The sequence below is a fragment of the Halobellus sp. MBLA0158 genome, from assembly GCF_041477585.1.
Taxonomy (GTDB): domain Archaea; phylum Halobacteriota; class Halobacteria; order Halobacteriales; family Haloferacaceae; genus Haloquadratum; species Haloquadratum rubicundus.
In genome coordinates this window covers 1,585,725-1,603,748 of record NZ_JBGNYA010000001.1, presented here as the reverse complement: position 1 = coordinate 1,603,748, position 18,024 = coordinate 1,585,725, and the positions used below count along the sequence as shown (strand labels likewise).

At 69.6% G+C, this 18,024-nt stretch carries 16 protein-coding genes; 10 read left to right on the top strand and 6 right to left on the bottom strand.

Annotation, left to right across the window (positions count from 1 at the left end; genetic code table 11):
• Nucleotides 1–81: 81 nt before the first annotated feature.
• Nucleotides 82–510, top strand: coding sequence for a CoA-binding protein (locus OS889_RS08270; RefSeq protein ID WP_372388935.1), 429 nt, complete (start codon nucleotides 82–84; stop codon nucleotides 508–510).
• A 27-nt stretch (nucleotides 511–537) separates the two neighbouring features.
• On the opposite strand, the gene OS889_RS08265 is transcribed toward OS889_RS08270, so the two are convergent.
• The 4 genes from OS889_RS08265 to OS889_RS08250 are packed head-to-tail and all read right to left on the bottom strand — an operon-like array spanning nucleotide 538 to nucleotide 4,798.
• Nucleotides 538–861 (bottom strand): DUF5798 family protein, encoded by a 324-nt coding sequence (locus OS889_RS08265; protein ID WP_372388932.1) that lies wholly within the window; start codon nucleotides 859–861, stop codon nucleotides 538–540.
• Between the two features lie 49 nt (nucleotides 862–910).
• On the bottom strand, nucleotides 911–1,975 hold the full coding sequence (locus OS889_RS08260; protein ID WP_372388930.1) for an ABC transporter permease: 1,065 nt from the start codon (nucleotides 1,973–1,975) through the stop codon (nucleotides 911–913).
• Nucleotides 1,968–3,782: an ABC transporter permease family protein gene (locus tag OS889_RS08255; protein WP_372388928.1), complete on the bottom strand. Its 1,815-nt coding sequence runs from the start codon at nucleotides 3,780–3,782 to the stop codon at nucleotides 1,968–1,970. The genes OS889_RS08260 and OS889_RS08255 overlap by 8 nt, the downstream gene beginning before the upstream one ends.
• Nucleotides 3,779–4,798: an ABC transporter ATP-binding protein gene (locus OS889_RS08250; RefSeq protein ID WP_372388925.1), complete on the bottom strand. Its 1,020-nt coding sequence runs from the start codon at nucleotides 4,796–4,798 to the stop codon at nucleotides 3,779–3,781. Before OS889_RS08250 ends, OS889_RS08255 begins: the two co-directional genes overlap by 4 nt.
• A gap of 125 nt (nucleotides 4,799–4,923) precedes the next feature.
• Between OS889_RS08250 and OS889_RS08245 the strand changes: the two genes are divergently transcribed.
• The 3 genes from OS889_RS08245 to OS889_RS08235 all read left to right on the top strand — a co-directional run bounded on the left by OS889_RS08245 (nucleotide 4,924) and on the right by OS889_RS08235 (nucleotide 7,323).
• Complete coding sequence (locus OS889_RS08245; RefSeq protein WP_372388922.1) at nucleotides 4,924–6,003, top strand: DUF7409 domain-containing protein; 1,080 nt, start codon at nucleotides 4,924–4,926, stop codon at nucleotides 6,001–6,003.
• 106 nt (nucleotides 6,004–6,109) lie between these two features.
• Nucleotides 6,110–7,000, top strand: coding sequence for a class 1 fructose-bisphosphatase (locus OS889_RS08240; protein ID WP_372388920.1), 891 nt, complete (start codon nucleotides 6,110–6,112; stop codon nucleotides 6,998–7,000).
• A 164-nt stretch (nucleotides 7,001–7,164) separates the two neighbouring features.
• On the top strand, nucleotides 7,165–7,323 hold the full coding sequence (locus OS889_RS08235; RefSeq protein ID WP_372388918.1) for a hypothetical protein: 159 nt from the start codon (nucleotides 7,165–7,167) through the stop codon (nucleotides 7,321–7,323).
• Between the two features lie 18 nt (nucleotides 7,324–7,341).
• Here OS889_RS08235 and OS889_RS08230 read toward each other — a convergent pair whose 3' ends face one another.
• Nucleotides 7,342–8,823 carry a DUF3179 domain-containing (seleno)protein gene (locus OS889_RS08230; protein WP_372388917.1) on the bottom strand — a complete coding sequence of 494 codons (1,482 nt, stop codon included), beginning with the start codon at nucleotides 8,821–8,823 and terminating at the stop codon, nucleotides 7,342–7,344.
• Nucleotides 8,824–8,977: 154 nt separating this feature from the next.
• Between OS889_RS08230 and OS889_RS08225 the strand changes: the two genes are divergently transcribed.
• The gene (locus OS889_RS08225) at nucleotides 8,978–12,058 is read left to right on the top strand and encodes an FAD-binding and (Fe-S)-binding domain-containing protein (RefSeq protein WP_372388915.1); all 3,081 of its coding nucleotides are present in this window, start codon (nucleotides 8,978–8,980) and stop codon (nucleotides 12,056–12,058) included.
• A 6-nt stretch (nucleotides 12,059–12,064) separates the two neighbouring features.
• On the opposite strand, the gene OS889_RS08220 is transcribed toward OS889_RS08225, so the two are convergent.
• Nucleotides 12,065–13,270, bottom strand: a complete 1,206-nt coding sequence (locus OS889_RS08220; RefSeq protein WP_372388912.1) for an MFS transporter — start codon at nucleotides 13,268–13,270, stop codon at nucleotides 12,065–12,067.
• Between the two features lie 215 nt (nucleotides 13,271–13,485).
• Between OS889_RS08220 and OS889_RS08215 the strand changes: the two genes are divergently transcribed.
• From OS889_RS08215 to OS889_RS08195, 5 genes are all read left to right on the top strand, one after another.
• Entirely contained in the window at nucleotides 13,486–14,985 is a 1,500-nt protein-coding gene (locus OS889_RS08215) for an aldehyde dehydrogenase family protein (protein ID WP_372388911.1), read from the top strand.
• Between the two features lie 3 nt (nucleotides 14,986–14,988).
• Nucleotides 14,989–15,903, top strand: a complete 915-nt coding sequence (locus tag OS889_RS08210; protein ID WP_372388909.1) for an SDR family oxidoreductase — start codon at nucleotides 14,989–14,991, stop codon at nucleotides 15,901–15,903.
• A 75-nt stretch (nucleotides 15,904–15,978) separates the two neighbouring features.
• A complete protein-coding gene (locus OS889_RS08205) occupies nucleotides 15,979–16,857 on the top strand; it encodes a fumarylacetoacetate hydrolase family protein (protein WP_372388906.1) in 879 nt (292 codons plus the stop codon).
• Nucleotides 16,858–17,032: 175 nt separating this feature from the next.
• Entirely contained in the window at nucleotides 17,033–17,737 is a 705-nt protein-coding gene (locus OS889_RS08200; protein ID WP_372388903.1) for an ABC transporter ATP-binding protein, read from the top strand.
• Between the two features lie 74 nt (nucleotides 17,738–17,811).
• Nucleotides 17,812–17,997: a hypothetical protein gene (locus tag OS889_RS08195; RefSeq protein WP_372388901.1), complete on the top strand. Its 186-nt coding sequence runs from the start codon at nucleotides 17,812–17,814 to the stop codon at nucleotides 17,995–17,997.
• Nucleotides 17,998–18,024 lie beyond the last annotated feature (27 nt).

Genomic DNA, 18,024 nt, shown 5'->3' with positions numbered 1-18,024 from the left:
CCGTACCAATTTCGTCGGGATCGCCGAGGCGCGTCGCCCATCCACGGCAGTATTTTACGTTCCCCGCACGTCCGTTTACGTATGCTCGTCACCGACGACGACGGACTCCGATCGATCCTGGACGGCGAGACGGTCGCGGTGGTCGGCTGTTCGACCACCGCCGGCAAGGCCGCCCACGACATCCCGGCGTACCTGCAACGGCACGGCTACGAGGTCGTCCCGGTCAACCCCTTCGCCGACGAAATCCTCGGCGAGACCGCCTACGACTCCCTGGCGGACGTGCCCGAGTCGATCGAGATCGACACCGTGGACGTGTTCCGCCCGAGCGAGGAGACCGGCGACATCGTCGACGCCGCCATCGAGCGCCACGAGAGCGTCGGCGACGTCTCGGCGGTCTGGCTCCAGCTCGGGATCACGAACGACGAGGCGGGCGAGCGGGCCGCCGAGGCCGGGCTGGACTTCGTCCAGGACAAGTGTATGAAAGTCGAACACGCGCGGCTCGCGGACTGAGACCACCGAGCGCGGTCGAGGGCGACTCTACTCGTCGGCGTCGGCCGAGTTTCCGTCCGAGTGCTCGTCGCCGTCGGCTTGGCCGTCTCCGTCGTCCGATCGCTCGGCCTCGGAGATGTGCGCCTCGGCGGTCACGCTCTCGACGTCGATGCCTTCCTCCTCGGCGAGCGCTTCGAGCAGCGCGCGCATCTCCGCGCTCTCGGCTTCGAGGCGGTCGACCCGCGCCTTCGTCTCCTGGGTCGTCTCGCGCATCTCGACGACCTGGTCCCGGAGGTCGTTCAAGCGGGTGTAGACCTCCTCTGCCATATCGGTCACCTTCTGGAGCTTCTTCGCCGTGCCTCCGAGTCCCATATCGAATGCCAGACTCCGGGGGTTTGAGTGCGTTGCGGCTTCCGGCGGATCAGAGCGCGTCGGCGTCGACGCGTCCGACGAGCCGCCGGAGGCCACCGTAGGCGACGACCGCGACGAGGCCGATCGCTCCGACCGCGACGTACTCGACCGTGCCGCCGCTCCCAATGGCGAGCCGCGCGGCGGCGTTGATCGGCCCGTTCGGGAACACCGCGGTCCCGCCAAAGACGAGCAGGACGCCGATCGAGTAGAGGAACTGCGCGCTCCGGCGCTCGGGCGCGAGCAGCGCCGTCGCCGCGCCGACCGAACAGACGAGCAGCGCCAGCGCGGCCACCAGCGCGATCAGCGCCGGGATCGCGGAGACGCTCGTCCCGTTGAGTTCCAGGAGGAGGACCCACAGCGCGGCCTGGACCGGCGCCAGCCCGGCCGCCGCGAGCAGCTTCCCGTCGACGACGTCGGTCAGCGAGACGGGCGCCACCCGGAGCAGTTCCAGCGTGCCGCGGTCGATCTCTTCTGTCAGCGCGTCGACCGCGATCGACCCCGAGATGAACACCGGCAGGAAGAGCAGGAGCGGCAGGAGCACGGTGTAGGTGAAGCCGAAGTACGGGCTCGACGAGGCCTCCGGCGGCAGCTCCAGCGGCAGGGAGTCGAGGTACGCCGCGCGCTGGGTGCGCTCCAGCCGCTCGAAGGAGCGCAGCACGTCGCGTAACTGGACGACGACGATCGTCGTCTGGACGTTGCCGTCGGGCGCGACCGCCCTGACGAACACCCGCTCGTCGCGCGTCTCCGCTACCAACACCGCGTCGACGCCGGTCGCCTCGTACTCGTGGAAGGCACGCAGCGCCGTCTCCTCGGAGCGGTAGTACTGCGCGTCGACCCCGCGGACCTCCCGGGAGGCGCGGATCAGGTCCTCGGCGGCGTCGCCGGTGACCGCGACGTCGACCTCGGCGCCCTCGACCTGACCGGGGTCGTACAGCGACACGAGCCCGACGACCAGGAACGAGGAGAACGCCGCGATGAACAACTGAAGGGCGAGCGCGAGGACGATCGTCTTCTCCTTCCGCAGGCTCCCCAGTTCGCGGCGCGCGATCGTGAAGCGGGGGTCGCGCTCAGCCAAAGCGACTCACCACCGTGAGGTTGTAGGCCGTGTGAAGCAGCACGCTGCCGACGAAGGCGACCGCGTACCACCGCAGGTCGCGCCGCGCGCCGAGCGCGGTGAGGCCCGCGGTGACGACGTGGAGCACGAGCGGCGCGAAGAGCAGCCCGAGCGCCGAGAAGACGCCGATCCCGCTCGTCGCGAACGCGGCCTGCCCCAGCGCGATCTCGGGCAGCCCGACCACCTGCGCGACGGCGGTGAACTTCTCGCCGACGAAAAAGCCCAGGCCCGAGAGCGCCCCGAGGCCGAGCGCGACGCGTCGCGTCCGGTCGAAGCGCCCGCTCTCGAACGCCGCGAAGATATGGAGGCTCTTTGCGACTTCCTCGACGAGCGCGACGACGACGAGGACGACCGGGATCGTGATCGACACCGGGAGCGCAAACAGCACCGCGACCGCGAGCAGTTCGGCGACGAAGACGAACGGGATCGACAGCCCCGAGACGACGGCGACGTCCCGCGGGCGCGACACCCGCGCGTCGAGGGCGTCCAGCAGTTTCAGCGGGACCGCGCGCTGCGTGAAGAGGTCCTCCTCGCGGTAGATCCCGATCCCGAGCAGGAACAGGATCCCGGCACAGAGCGCGAACGGTGCCGTCGCGAAGAGGAACGCCCCGGGCGTCACAGACTGGAAGGGCTGGAGGTCGCGTACGACGATGGTGAGCGGAGAGATGAGCGCGATCGGCGTCACGTTCGCGAAGATGGCCGGGACGAACGTGTAGGCGGTCAGGAACACCGAGACGGTGACCGTGACGAAGGTGAGCTCCTTGAACGACCGCGCGAACATCGCGCCCGCGAACGTCGCCGCCAGGAACACGAGCGCGATCGGCAGCACCGCGGCGACGGAGACGAGGCTGCCGCCGACGCCGAGCGCGACGAGCGCAGTCAGGGCGACCATCGCGCCCAGGTACGGCAGCGTCTTCCCGGCCACGATGTCGCCGGGCGAGACCGGCGCCACGAGGAGCAGTTCGCCGCGACGGTTGATCCGCTCGTTGAGCATCGTGCTCCCGTAGGCCTGGACGACGAAGTTCATCGGGACCAGGAAGGCGAAGGCGAGCACGAGCGAGCCGAAGGGGAACGGCGGGCTGATCTCCGCGGGGGATCCGGACGTGTCGGTCCCGAGCGGATTGATGCCGCCGAGCGCGGGCACGCCGAGCGGGCCGCTCGATCCGGCGTCGCCGTCCGAGTCCGCCTCGTCGGCCCCGCCGTCCGCGGCGCCGCCGGACCCGTCACCGCCCGATCCGCTTCCGGCGCCTCCGCCTCCGCTACCGTCGCCGTCGTCGACCGTCGCGCCCTCGGGGAGGCCGGACGAGCGGGAGACGTACTGGAGGACGACCACGACGGGAAAGGCCGCAGAGCCGTTCTCCTGGGACTGCATCAGGCCGACGTTGTGGGACCGCACCGCCGAGCGGAACTCCGACAGCGCGGCGCGGCCCTTCGGCGTGTCGGCGATCCGGACGCTGTCGTCGCCGATGAGCACCTCAAGATCGCCGCCGCGGAGCGCCTCGGGGTCGGGCGGACGCGCCTCCAGCGCCACGCTGCGCTCGACGGGCGCGCGGTAGGGACTGTCCTCGGCGACGCCGACGCGGTAGATGTCGCGGTCGAGTGCGACGCCGCCCGCGAGGACGCCGGCGCCGACGACGGTGCCCGCGAGCAGGAGCGCGACGACGGTGAGGATCGCCGTCCGCCGGTCGAGGACGCCCGCGGAGCGCTCGACCTCCCAGCGGGCGATCCGCCCGACGGCCGAGAGGTGATCACGGAGCGAACGCCTCACCGCGTTCCTCCTCCGCTGCGCTCGCGTTCTTCTCCCGTTCCCGCAACGGACCCAGTCGACGCGCCGCGGGGTTCGGCCGCTTCGGCGTCGCGTTCGGCGGGTCCGCGTCCGCGCCCCGCGGCGGCCTCGGGTGGCGTCTCCGCGGCGAGGTCGAGGAAGATGTCTTCGAGGCTCTGCTCGCGCGTCCGGATGTCGACGACCTCGCCGCCCGCGGCGGCCGCGCGCTCGCGGACCTCCTCGACGGCGTCCATATCGTCGACGACCGCGCGGTAACGCTCGCCTTCGGCGCGCTCGTCGCGGTCGGCGCCCGCGACGGGGACGGTGGTGAAGACGTGGTACCGGGTGGTCCCGTAGGCCTCGCGGATCTCCGGGACGGTCCCGCGGGCGATGATTTCGCCGCGGTTCATAATCACGATTCTGTCGCAGACGCTCTCGACGTGATAGAGGTTGTGGGCGCTGAACACGACGGTCTTGCCGCGGTCGGCGAGCTCGCGGGTGAATTCGAGCACGTAGTTCGTCGTCAGCGGGTCCAGCCCCGAGGCCGGCTCGTCGTAGATCAAGAGGTCGGGATCGTTGACGAGCGAGCGCGCGATCGCGACCTTGCGCTTCATCCCCTTCGACATATCGCCGAGCCGCCGCTCGCGGTGCTCTAGCTCCAGCCGGTCGAGCGTCGACTCGGTCCGCTCGCGCGCGGCCTCGCGCGGGACGTCGTAGAGGTCCGCGAAGAACTGGAGGTACGACCGGGGCGTCATATCCTCATAGAGGGGCGACTCCTCGGGCAGGAAGCCGAGGTTCCGCCGCATCTCCGGGTCGCCGGCGTCGTAGCCGGCGACCTCGGCGGTTCCACCGGAGGGCTCGACGAGGCCCGCGAGCATCTTCAGCGTCGTGGTCTTGCCGGCGCCGTTCGGCCCGACAATGCCGAAGATCTCGCCGCCCTCGACGGTGAAGTCGCTGCCCACCACGGCCGGGAAATCGCCGTAGGTCTTCCTGAGCCCCTCGACGCGTATCGTCGCCATTACCGGGGCGACGGCGTCGGCCCGAATAAAGTCGCCGCCGCGGCTATCACACCTGAGACTGGTCGGCGCGATGACGGAAATACTCAAGTTGCCGTCCGCGGAGGTACAAGCCAACGGGGGCAAGCGTGACCGGAGACAGGGAGACCGAGGGGGACGGCGAGGCGGCCGGTGACGGTCTCGATCCCGAGACCGTCGTGGGACCGGGAGACGAGGCGCCGGCCGTCGGGAGCGAAAGCGAGAGCGACCACGACGGAGACGGGGACGGAAACGGGGTCGGGACCGCCGACATTCCGCTTCCGTGGAATACCGTCTCGGATAGCGCGACAGAATCCGAAGAAGCGACCGACGACACTGATACCGATGCCGACGCCGAGGCAGAGGCCGACGCCGACGACCCGACCTCCGGGGCCAGACCCGTCCCCGACTCGTTCGAGGACCTCCGGTTCGTGGGGCCGAAGACCGCGCCGATCCTGGCGGACTCGGGCGTCTCGATCGCCGACATCTGCGAGAAGCGGGTCTCCTACCGGGACCTGACCGAGGCCGGCGTCAACCCCGGCGTCGCCGCCAAGATCCGCCGCGAGCACTCGCTGTCGTGGTCGCTCGACGGCGGCGGGACCGACCTCGATCGGCGCTCCTCACAGATCCGCGGCCTCGACGACGCCGAGCGCGCCTGGATCGCCGAGTCGTCCGGGTGGTCCACCGGCGGCGAGGACGACGCGGCCGCCGAGACCGACGGTTCGGGCGACGCGACCGCTGGCGAGGCCGCTTGGCGGGCCCAGACCGACGCCGGCGTCCCGGAAGCAGGGAACGGCGAGTCGTCATCAGGCGCCGAGAGCAGGAGCGGGAGCGAAAGCGAGACCGCAAACGGAGAGGCGCCCGCGACCGCCGGAGAAGCCGCCTGGCGCGCCGAGAGCGGCGTCGCGTCCGACGACGACGAATCCGCGGCGGGGGACTCAGTCGGCTCCGATACGGCGACCGATTCGGAATCCGCGTGGCGCCGACGGAGCGCGCCGACGCCGCTGACGGCGGTCGCGGGCTTCGACAGCGAGGTTACGACGACGCTCCGGAAGGCCGGGATCGGCTCGGTCCGCCGGCTCGCGACGGCCGACCCCGAGAGCGTCGCCGACGCGCTCGAACTCGATCCCGAACGCGTGCGGGCCTGGCGCGACCGCGCCCGCGACCACGAATCGAGCGACGAAAAGTAGCGGCTCAGGCCGTGAGGCTTTGGTACGCGGGAATTTCCGAACAAAGATTTTATAGTCGTCGTGGTCGCAGGCCCAAGCGACTCTTAATCCACGTGATCCGATAGCCATGAGAGACGACGCCACCCCGACCGAGGCCGAATCGACCGGCGAGACAGTCGAGGCCGTCCTCGACACCGTCGCGCGCTCCGCGCCGGACATCCGGCAGGGGCTCCCCGGCCGCCGCGCCGCGATCGAGGCGGAGAACCCCTCCGGCGAGTCCCAGAAGGCCGCCGACGTCTACGCCGACGAACTGCTCTGCGACCGACTCGGCGACATCGACGGCGTCGGTGTCTACGCGAGCGAGGAGCGCCCCGACCCCGTCGAGGTCGGTTCGGGCCTGTCGGTCTGTGTCGATCCGCTCGACGGCTCCTCGAACCTCGAACCCAACGCCGCGATGGGGACGATCGTCGCCGTCTACGACGGGGCGCTCCCGGCGACCGGCGACGAGCTGGTCGCCGCGGCGTACGTACTCTACGGCGCGACGACGACGATGATGGTCGCCCGCGAGGGGGAAGTCACCGAGTACGTCGTCCATCCCGACGGCGAGTACGAGATCGCCCAGGCGGACGTCACCATCCCCGAGGAGCCGTCGGTGTACGGCTTCGGCGGGCGCGTCCCCCACTGGGTCGACGACTTCGAGTCCTTCGCCCGCGAGGTCGAGTCCGATCCGTCGATGAAACTCCGGTACGGCGGCGCGATGATCGGCGACGTCAATCAGGTGCTCACCTACGGCGGGATCTTCGCGTACCCGACGCTCTCGAACGCGCCCGAGGGGAAACTCCGAGTCCAGTTCGAGGGCTATCCCGTGGGCTACATCGTCGAGACCGCCGGCGGCGCGTCCTCCGACGGCGCGCAGTCGCTCCTCGACGTCGAGAAGGACGACCTCCACGCGCGGACTCCGGTCTACGTCGGGAGCGAGGACCTCGTCGACGACCTCGAAGCGGCGCTGGAAGAGTGATCTAAAACGGATATATAGTTTATACTATCGTCGTATACTTCTTACCCAGAGCTTCAAGTACCGATGTACGTGGGGAGTCCTGAAATAAACAAATCGGATGTTCTTTCGGACCGAGTCGACACTCCAACGGAAGATCCAATTAGCCGGCCGATCGAGCCCGTGATATGGCCCCCGAAACGGTCTTCGTCCTCCTGGTCTTCGGGCTGGTGACGGTCCCGCTCGTCGTCGGCGCCGTAGCGTTCCTCAACCGCGACGGCGGCGAAACCGAGCGGATCGAGGACCTGGAGCGCCGCGTCGATGAGCTCGAATCCGAGCGGGAGTGAGTCCTTCTCGGCTGTCAGCTACTCCAGGACGTGCGCCGTCTCGTAGTGCGTTCGGAACGCGAACCACAGGCCGTGACGGCCCGGAATCCGATCGCGCGTCTCGCCGTCGGGACCGCGGAGTTCGTTCCGCGCCAGGTCCCAGCGCGTGCCGTCGTCGCCGACGAGCGCGACGCCCGAGTCGTCCGCGACGCGCTCGACCGTCGATCCAGGAGCCTCGTAGACCGCGACGTCGTCGGTGGCGTCGAGCGTCGCGACCACGTCGCGGCCGGCGACTTCGCCCGCGACGACGCCGGTGTCGCGCTCGCGGAGTTCCTCGACCGGCACGACCCACACCTCGTCGGGGCCCTCGCCGGTGATGCCGTAGACGGAGGCCTTCTCGGGGAGCGGCCCGTCGGCGCGCCTGACTCCCGGCTGGACGATCTCCTCGCGGTTCCAGTAGTGCTCGAAGAAGTCGATGTTGCCGTCGTAGTGGCGGTAGTCGTAGCCGTAGCCCGTGTCGAGGTCCAGCGCGAGCGTGTCGGGATACTCGGCCTTCCACTCGCCCCACTCGGTCTGGGTGACGGCGAACTGGTCGAGGAACAGATCGGGATCCGTGTCGAGGATCGACCCGCCGATCGGCGTCCCCGCGTGCTGGTCCCAGAGGGTCTCAGTCTCCTCGTCGTACATCACCTTGTTGCCCGAGGCGAGCATCCCGCTGCTCCCGAAGGTCAGCACGTCGTGGGACGCGTCGGCGTCGCCCGGCAGCCGGCGGTCGTAGAGGATCGGCGCGTTGCAGAGCGTGCAGTAGGTGAGGCTCACCGGCACGCCGTCGAGTTCGGCGTTGAGGAGCTCGTGGGGGAAGAGCACCCACCGCGGGACGGCGTAGGCGGTCCCCTCGATCTCGAAGCCGAAGACGACGTGGTCGTCTTCGAGGTAGCGCTCGGGGGCGTCGGCGTCGTCGGGTGCGTCGGCGCCGCCGCCCGCGTCGACCGCGTCGCCGGGGACGAAGTCGGGCGCGTTGAGCGCGGCGAGGAAGGAGCGGTCGCAGTTGCCCCAGCGGATCCCCTGGAGGTCGAACTCGCGCGGCTCGCAGTCCAGCAGACCGCCCACGGGCGGAAGGTACGAGCGGTAGAGCCGCAGTTTCCACTCCTCGAAGCCGTCGAGCGGCTCGATCTCCTGCTGGGAGTACCACGACTCCCACTCGACCCAGGCGTGGTCGGAGTCGAAGTCGGGCTCGGCGAGTTCGCGGAGCGCCTCGCGGACGCCCGGCCAGCGCACCTCCGGGAGTTCGAGGTAGCGCGGCGGGTCGCGCTCGCGGAGCACCGCGGGGAAGCCGAACGAGCCCCAGTCGTTGGCGATGCCGTCGATGACGACCAGTTCGACGAGGTGGGGGACGACCCGCTCGTCGGCCGCGGCGGCCAGTTCCTCGATCGCTTCGGCGTGGACGTCGGCGTCGCGCGTCAGCAGTCGCTCGACCGCCGCCTGCAGTCGCTCGGTCGTCGCGTCGGGTGCCTCTGACATCGTATCCCGACCGGTCTCGCTCGAAGGGCAAAACAGTACCTGCGACGCTCCGGTCGGTCGACAGATCCGCACGTGCCGACGGGCGGCGCGTGGCCCCGGACGCGGTGCCGACAACGGCGACTATAAGTGGCCCTTCCACTCAGTAGTAGGCAATATGCCTGATCGCGACAGCGATGCCGTTCCCGACGGCGGCGTGGCGCGAGCGACGCCGGCGAGAGACGACCGCTCGGACTACGAGTACGTCTCGGAGTCGGTCGAACGGCCGGACCTCGTCGACGCGCTCTCGGCCCGCGTCGACGGAGAGGTCCGCTTCGACACCTACACGCGACAGCTGTACGCCACCGACGCCAGCGCCTACGAGGTGACGCCGATCGGTGTCGTCTTCCCGACCTCGACCGACGACGTCGCGAGCGTCGTCGCCTACTGCGCCGACGAGGGGATTCCGGTCCTGCCCCGCGGCGGCGGCACGAGCCTCGCGGGCCAGACGGTCAACGAGGCCGTCGTCCTCGACTTCACGCGGCATATGGACGCCGTCCGCGACCTCGACCCCGATGCCCGCGAGGCGCGGGTCCAGGCCGGCACCGTGCTGGCGGACCTCAACGACCGCGCGGCCGAGCACGGCCTGACGTTCGGCCCGGACCCCGCGGCGGGCAACCGCAGCGCCATCGGCGGCGCCATCGGCAACAACTCCACCGGCGCGCACTCGCTCGTCTACGAGAAGACCGACCACTACGTCGAGGAGGCCGAGGTCGTCCTCGCGGACGGGACCGTCACCACCTTCGGCGAGGTCGAAGTCGACGAACTCCGCGAGCGCGCGGACCCCGACGGCGACGCCGAGGCCCGGGTCGCCGCGGGCGTCGTCGAACTCCTCGACGACCACGGCGACGAGATCGAAAAGCGCTACCCCGAGATGAAGCGGAACGTCTCGGGCTACAACCTCGATCGCCTGCACGCCGAGGCCGAAGGCGAGTACGGCGAGGCGGGCGTCGTCAACCTCGCGCGCCTGCTCGCGGGCTCGGAGGGGACCCTCGCGGTCGTCACCGAAGCGACCGTCTCTCTGGAGCCGATGCCGGAGACGAAGTCCGTCGCGCTCCTGACCTACGACAGCGTCCTCGACACCGTCAGCGACGTCGTCCACGTCCTCGACCACGACCCCGCCGCGGTCGAACTCATCGACGACGTGCTGATCGACCTCGCCTCGGACACCTCCGAGTTCGAAGACGTCGCCGCGAAGCTCCCCGACCGCGCGGAGGCGGCGCTGCTCGTGGAGTTCTACGCCGAGGACGACGAAGACGGCCGAGAGAAGGTGCGGAAACTGCTCGCGGATCGGGTGCCCGGACGGGGGGACGACGCGGACGACGAAGACGAAACCGAGCGCTTCGCCTTCGACGCGCTTGAGGCCCACGATAAAGCAGACCGGAAGGAGCTCTGGAAGCTTCGCAAATCGGGCCTGCCGATCCTGCTCGGACGGACGAGCGACGCGAAGCACATCAGTTTCCTGGAGGACTGTGCCGTCCCGCCGGAGCACCTTCCCCGATTCGTCTCCGAGTTTCAGGAGGTCCTCGAAGAACACGACACCTTCGCGTCGTTCTACGCGCACGCCGGCCCGGGCGTCCTGCACGTCCGCCCGCTCGTGAACACGAAGTCCCAGACGGACCTCGACGCGATGGAGGCCATCGGCGAGGCCGTCACCGACCTCGTCGTCGAACTCGGCGGGTCGGTCTCGGGCGAGCACGGCGACGGCCGCGCGCGGACCCAGTGGAACCGGAAGCTCTACGGCGACCAGCTGTGGGGCGCGTTCCGGGACCTCAAGACCGCCTTCGACCCCGACTGGCTCCTGAACCCGGGGCAGGTCTGCGGCGACGTGAAGCTCACCGAGAACCTCCGGTTCGACCCCGACTACGAGTTCGAGGCGGGCTTCGACTCTGCCCTCGAATGGGACAACGAGAACGGGATGCAGGGGATGGTCGAACTCTGCCACGGCTGCGGCGGCTGTCGCACCCAGCAGTCCGAGGGCGGCGTGATGTGTCCGACCTACCGCGCCGCCGACGAGGAGATCACCGCCACCCGCGGCCGGGCGAACATGCTCCGGCAGGCGATGAGCGGCGACCTCCCCGATGACCCCACGGACGAGGAGTTCGTCACCGAGGTGATGGACCTCTGTATCGGCTGCAAGGGCTGTGCGAACGACTGCCCGAGCGAGGTCGACCTCGCGAAGCTCAAAGCCGAGGTGACCCACGCTCACCACCAGGAACACGGCTCGTCGTTCCGCTCGAAGCTCTTCGCCAACGTCGACACGCTCGCCAGCCTGGGGAGCGCGTTCGCGCCCGTCTCGAACTGGGCGACGAAGGTCCCCGGGGCTCGCGCCGTCCTGGAGAAAACCGTCGGCATCGCGACCGGGCGGACGCTCCCGACGTTCGAGCGCGAGACCTTGCGAGATTGGTTCAAGGCGCGCGGCGGGTCGCGGGTCGCTCCCGACGAGGCCGAGCGCCGCGTCGTTCTCCTGCCCGACACCTACACGAACTACAGCCACCCCGACGTGGGCAAGGCCGCCGTCGAGGTCCTCGAAGCCGCGGGCGTCCACGTCGATCTCGCGGACGTCACCGACAGCGGTCGGCCGGCGTTCTCGAAGGGCTTCCTCGACGCCGCGCGCGAGACCGCGCGGGAGAACGTCGACACCCTGGTGCCCCGCGTCGAGGACGGCTGGGACGTCGTCGTCGCCGAGCCCTCCGACGCGGTGATGCTCCAGTCGGACTACGGCGACCTCCTTTCCGGCACAGACGTCGAGACGCTCCAGGCCAACAGCTACGGGGTCTGTGAGTACCTCGACGCCTTCCGGCTCGACGAGGAGATCGACTTCGACGCCCCCGACCGGTCGGTCGCCTACCACGGCCACTGCCACCAGAAGGCGACGAAGAAGGACCACCACGCGGTCGGCGTCCTCCGGCGCGCGGGCTACGACGTCGATCCCCTGGACTCGGGCTGCTGTGGGATGGCCGGGAGCTTCGGCTACGAGGCCGAGCACCACGCGATGAGCACGGCCATCGGCGAGACGCTGAAGGAACAGGTCGATTCGAGTCCCGCGGAGTCGGTCGTCGCGCCCGGCGCCTCCTGCCGGACGCAGCTCACGGACCTCGGCGCGACCGTCGACCGGGCGCTGCTCCCCCGCGGCGGCCGCGAGCGGGAGGAACCGCCGACGCCGATCGAGGCGCTGGCGGCCGGACTGGCGCGGTAGTCGCGTTCAGACCCCGGCGTCGACGCCGTCGGTCGGGGCCGTGCCGCGGTAGAACATCGCCCCGCCGAGGAGCGTCAGGCCCGCGACCGCGACAAGCGGGACGGCGTACCCGCCCGAGAGGTCGTAGAGGACGTTCAACGCGACGGGCGTCGTGAACGAGGTTGCGGCCTGCCCGAGGATGAACAGCCCGACGATGGCCGTCGCGTTCGCCGGGCCGAACCGCTCGATGATGATCGGCGAAAAGAGCGGCGCGACCGTCCCGAGGCCGACCCCGAAGAGGATCAAGAGCGCGTAGGTCGCGGGGCGGGTACCGGTCCACGGGAGCGCGGCCATCGCGAGCGCCGCCAGCCCCACGCCGGCGACGAGCGTCGCCCGCATCCCGACCCGGTCGCCGAACTCGCCGCTGGCGACGCGGGCGACGACGCTGACGCCGCCGATGATCCCGAACGCCGTGACGGCCACAGAGCGGGCGATCCCGTTCGCGGTGAGCACGCCGACCGCGTCGACCGAGAGCACGAAGTACCAGCTCCACAGGAACGAGAACCCCGCCAGCGCGCACAGGAACCGGGGATCGGTGAGGTTCGCGCGCAGCCACGAGCGATCGACCGGAGACGTGCCGGCCCGCCGCCCCGGCGGGCGCCGGTACACGAGGCTGGCGGCGAAGATCACGAGCGCCATCGCGCCCCCGACGACGGCCAGCGCGCCGCGGACGTCCGTCCGCGAGAGGAGGCGGACCCAGACGGGCGGCAGCACCAGGATGCCGAGGCCGTTGCCGATCATCGTGACGCCCATCGCGCGGCCCTCGTACTCGTCGAACCACTGGGGGACGAGCGAGACGACGATGACGAACATCGATCCGCCGGCGATCCCCACGAGCGCGAACGAGGCGACGAGGCCGAGGTAGGAGTCGGTGACCTGGAGGAGGCCGACGGCGACGGCGAACACCCCGCCCGCGGTCGCGACGACGGGGCGGAGCGGCAGGCGCGCGATCACGACGCCGATCAGGCCGCCCGCGACGTAGAACGTCGCCGTCGTGATCGAAAAGACCGAGGAGACGCGAAGCCCCGAGAGGCCGAAGGCGTCCGCGAGCGCCTCGGAGTAGACGGTGAAGGTGAAGATGAACCCCCAATCGAGGACGAGAATCACGAGTCCCAGCGCGACGATGAGCCAACTGGTCAGCGAGTCGACGGCGTCGGACGGTGCCTCGGTCATACTGTGTCCCTCGCGGCCCGACCGGGGAGTCGGCGGCGACGCGTCGGGCGTGGGCGAACGGTGAATCTGTGCGCTTTTATTGTTTGCTTTCCGAGCAAACGGATCGGACCACCGGACGGTTCGAAAATCCAGATATCACCGGTGTAACCGGGTGACAGCCGGTAAAATCGACCATCTGACCAAACTTTCATTAGTGCTACGCCTAATGGTATTGTATGGCACTCGAAGGCCAGTCTCCATACAGCATCGAGGCGGATTGGAACAAGCTCTATATCGGCGGCGAGTGGGTCGACTCCGAGAGCGGCGAGTCCACACCCGTCGAGGACCCCTCGACCCGCGAGGTCGTAACCGAGGTCCCCGCGGGAACGACCGAGGACGTCGACGCCGCGTACGAGGCGGCCGTCGAGGCCCAAGAGGAGTGGGGCGAGCAGCCGCCCGCCGCGCGCGAGGAGGCCGTCCAGGGGCTCATCCAGGCGCTCGAAGAGCACAAAGAGGAGATCATCGAGCTGAACACGACCGAGATCGGCGGCATCCACGGCGTCGGCGAGACCGCGGTCCAGATCACGATGGACCACCTCGCGGAGGCCGCGACGCTCCCCCGGCGGATGAAGGGCGAGACCGCCGCCTCCAACATCCCCGGCAAGGAGAACCTCGTCTATCGCGAGCCCGAGGGCGTCGTCACGGTCATCTCGCCGTGGAACTTCCCGCTGAACCTCACCGCGCGCGCGCTCGCGCCGGCCATCGCGGCGGGTAACTCGGTCGTCCTCAAGCCCGCGACCGACGCGCCGATCGTCGGCGGCCTGCTCTGGGCCCGCCTGGCCGAGGAGGCCGGCATCCCCGGCGGCGTGATCAACGTCGTCACCGGCTCCGGCTCGGACATCGGCGACCACCTCGCGAGCCACCCCGACAGCGACGTCGTCGCCTTCACCGGCTCGACCGAGGTCGGCCAGCACGTCGCGGGCCTCGCCGCGGAGAACCTCGCCGTGCCGGCGATGGAGCTCGGCGGCAACAACGCCCACATCGTCACCGAGGACGCCGACCTCGACGAGGCGATCAACTCCGCGGTGTTCGGCTCCTTCATCCACCAGGGGCAGGTCTGCATCTCGATCAACCGCCACGTCGTCCACGAGTCGATCTACGACGAGTACGTCGAGAAGCTGACGGCGCGCGCCGAGTCGCTCCCGGCCGGAAGCGCCCACGGCGAGGTCGTGGTCGGACCGATCATCAACGAGTCCCAGCGCGACGAGATGCTCGACTACGTCGAGCGCACGGTCGAGGCCGGCGCGACCCTGGAGACCGGCGGCGAGACCGTCGAACTCGACGGCGTCGACGACTCGCTGGTCGTCAAGCCCACGGTCCTCTCGGACGTCACGAACGATATGGCCGCCGCGTGCAACGAGCACTTCGGCCCGATCGCGCCCGTGATCCCGTTCTCGGACGTCGACGAGGCGGTCGAGATCGCCAACGACACCGAGTACGGCCTGACGGGATCGGTCCACGCCGGCGACATCGGCACCGGGCTCCAGATCGCAAAGCGGATCGACTCCGGCAACATCCACGTCAACGACCAGGGCATCAACGACGAGGCCCACGTCCCGTTCAGCGGAACGAAGGCCTCCGGCCTCGGCGGCTACAACAGCGACGACTTCCTCGATGAGGTCACAGAGAAGAAGTGGATCTCGCTCCAGCACGAGCCGCGCGACTACCCGTTCTGAGCGGTGACCGGAACGGAGTCACTCGACGGCGCGGTCTGCGTCGTCGCGGGCGGCGGACACGGGCTCGGTGAGGCCGCCGCGCACGAGCTTGCCGCACAGGGCGCCCGCGTCGTGGTCAACGACCTCGGCGCGGCCGTCGACGGCACCGGCAGCGACGCGTCCGTCCCCGAGGCCGTCGCAGCGGAGATCCGCGACGCCGGCGGGACGGCGATCGCCCACCACGGCGACGTCGCCGACTTCGCGGACGCCGAGGCGCTGATCGACGATGCGGTCTCGGAGTTCGGCCGCGTCGACTTCGTCTGCAACTTCGCGGGCATCCTCCGCGACGGGATGGCACACAAACTCTCCGAAGCGGACTGGTCGGCGGTGATCGAGACCAACCTCACCGGGCAGTTCGCGCCGCTCCGGGCGGCGGCGGCCCACTGGCGCGAGGCCGCAGCGGACGCCGGTGAGGACGGGTTCGACCGCCAGCGCTCCTACCTCGCGGTCAGCGGCGGGGCGGCCCGCGGGAGCCTCGGTCAGGCCAACTACGCGGCCGCGAAGGCCGGCGTGCTCGGGATGGTCCGCACCGTCTCGAACGAGCTGGTCCGCTCGGACGTCCGGGTCAACGCCCTCGTCCCGAACGGCTACACCCGGATGACCGAGACGGTGCCCGAGGAACACCGCCCCTACACGCGCGAGGAGATGCCGCCCGAGAAGGTGGCGCCGCTCGTCGCCTACCTGGCGAGCGAGGCCGCCGAGGACATCACGGGCTGTACGCTGTATGCGGGCGGCGACCGCGTCGGCGTCTTCGCCGATCCGCGGATGGAGGCGGTCGGCGTCAGCCCCGACGGCTGGACGCTCGACTCGCTGGCCGAGCACTTCCGCGAGGACGTCGCCGACGACGTCGACCTCTCGCGGACCGAGACCTACCTGTAGGTCTCGGCGCCGGGGGGCGAGCGCCCGCGGCCGGGAAAGAAATCTTTTATCACCGATTCCGCCGAAACCCCGGATATGCGCTTCGTCCGCTACGACGGCGACCAGCTCGGACTGCTCACAGACGACGGCGAGGGCGTCATCGACCTCACCGATCGGCTCGGACTCGACGGCGACGAGCCGCTCGTCGAGTACATCGAGGGCGACTACGACGCCGCCGAGTACGAGGGCGCCGAGCCCGACCACGACGTCGACGACGTCGAGATCGGCTCGCCCGTCGGCCGGCCGGGCAAGGTCATCGCCGCGCCGCTGAACTACGAGAACCACATCGAGGAGGCCATCTCCGACAAGGACATCACCACCGACGAGTGGTTCTCGATCAAGGACAAGGGCTACTTCCTGAAGGCACCCTCCAGCGTCGTCGGCCCGGACCACGGCATCGAGCTCCCGTTCGAGGACCGCCGCACCGACCACGAGATCGAACTCGCCTTCGTGATGGGCGAGGAGGCCAAGGACGTCTCCGCCGAGGAGGCGTGGGACCACATCTTCGGCTACACGATCCTGCTCGACATCTCGCTGCGCGGCGACCAGGACCGCTCGAACCGCAAGTCCTACGACACCTTCACCGTCATCGGGCCGTGCGTCGTCACCGCCGACGAAATCGACGACCCCCAGGACCTCCAGATGGAGCTCCAGCTCAACGGCGAGCGCCGCCAGTACGAGAACACCGGCGACATGGTCTACACCTGCGCCGACGTCGTCCAGTACGCCTCCCTCGGCGCGACCCTGGAGGTCGGCGACGTCATCACCACCGGTACGCCCGAGGGCGTCAGCGAACTCCACGACGGCGACACCATCGACGCCGAGATCGAAGACGTCGGCTCGATGACTGTCGACGTCACCGGCCGCGACGTCAGCTACGCCGACGCCAACGTCCAGAAGGGCGGCCAGGAGTAACGCAGTCGCGACCGGGCCGCCGCTGAATCGGTTCTCGATCCCGGCACGATTTCCCACGATTTCTATCTCGATCCGAGGCTGAGCGTCGTAGCCTCCCGCACTCTCTCGTTCGTCGCGACCAGCGCGCCGCGAAGGGTAGGCTTAAGAAAGACCGTGATGAATAGGGTGGTAGTCAATGTCACTACTGGAAGTGGACGCCATAGACGTCGCGTACGGGAACGTACAGGTGCTGTGGGACGTGAGCCTCGAAGTCGACGAGGGCGAGACCGTCGCGCTCTTGGGCGCCAACGGCGCCGGCAAGACCACCACGCTGAAATCCATCTGTGGCGACCTCACCCCGATGGACGGGGCGATCCGCTACAAGGGCGAGGACATCGGGGGGCTCCCCCACGAGGAGGTCGTCGCCAAGGGCGTCGCCCACGTCCCCGAAGGCCGCGAGGTCTTCACCGAGAGCACCGTCCGCGAGAACCTCGAACTCGGCGCCTACATCGACCGCAGCAAGATGCAGGAGCGCCTCCAGGAGGTCTACGACATCTTCCCCCGCCTCGAAGAGCGCAAGAAGCAGCGCGCGGGCACCCTCTCCGGCGGCGAACAGCAGATGCTCGCGATCGGCCGCGGCCTGATGAGCGACCCCGACCTCCTCCTCCTGGACGAGGCCAGCCTCGGGCTCGCGCCCGTCCTCGTCGACGACGTCTTCGAGGCCATCCAGCGCATCAACGACGAGGGCACCACCGTCCTGCTGGTCGAACAGGACATCTACAACGCCCTCCGCGTCGCCGACCGCGGCTACGTCATCAAGACCGGCGAAATCGCCCTCTCCGGGACCGCACAGGAGCTCGCCCGCGACGAACGCGTCGAGGAGTCCTACCTCGGCGCCTGAGCCGATCTCAGCCCGAGCCCGCACGGACCTGTCTCCCGAGCAACCCTTATGCACCCCGGCGGTGTCGGTCCCGTATGAACGACCGACGCGTCCTGTACGTCAGCGGTTTCGTCGCCGCCTCCGTCTCCTACATCTTCACCGCCCTCGCCTTCACCGGTCAGTTCCATCTCGATCGGTGGATCGTCTTCGCCGTCCTGTTTCTCGCCGTCTTCGCCGGCTTCGAGCGGTTCGTCCGCTGGAGCGAACGGTTCGACGACTGACCGTCAAGGGGCCGGAAAACAGTTTCC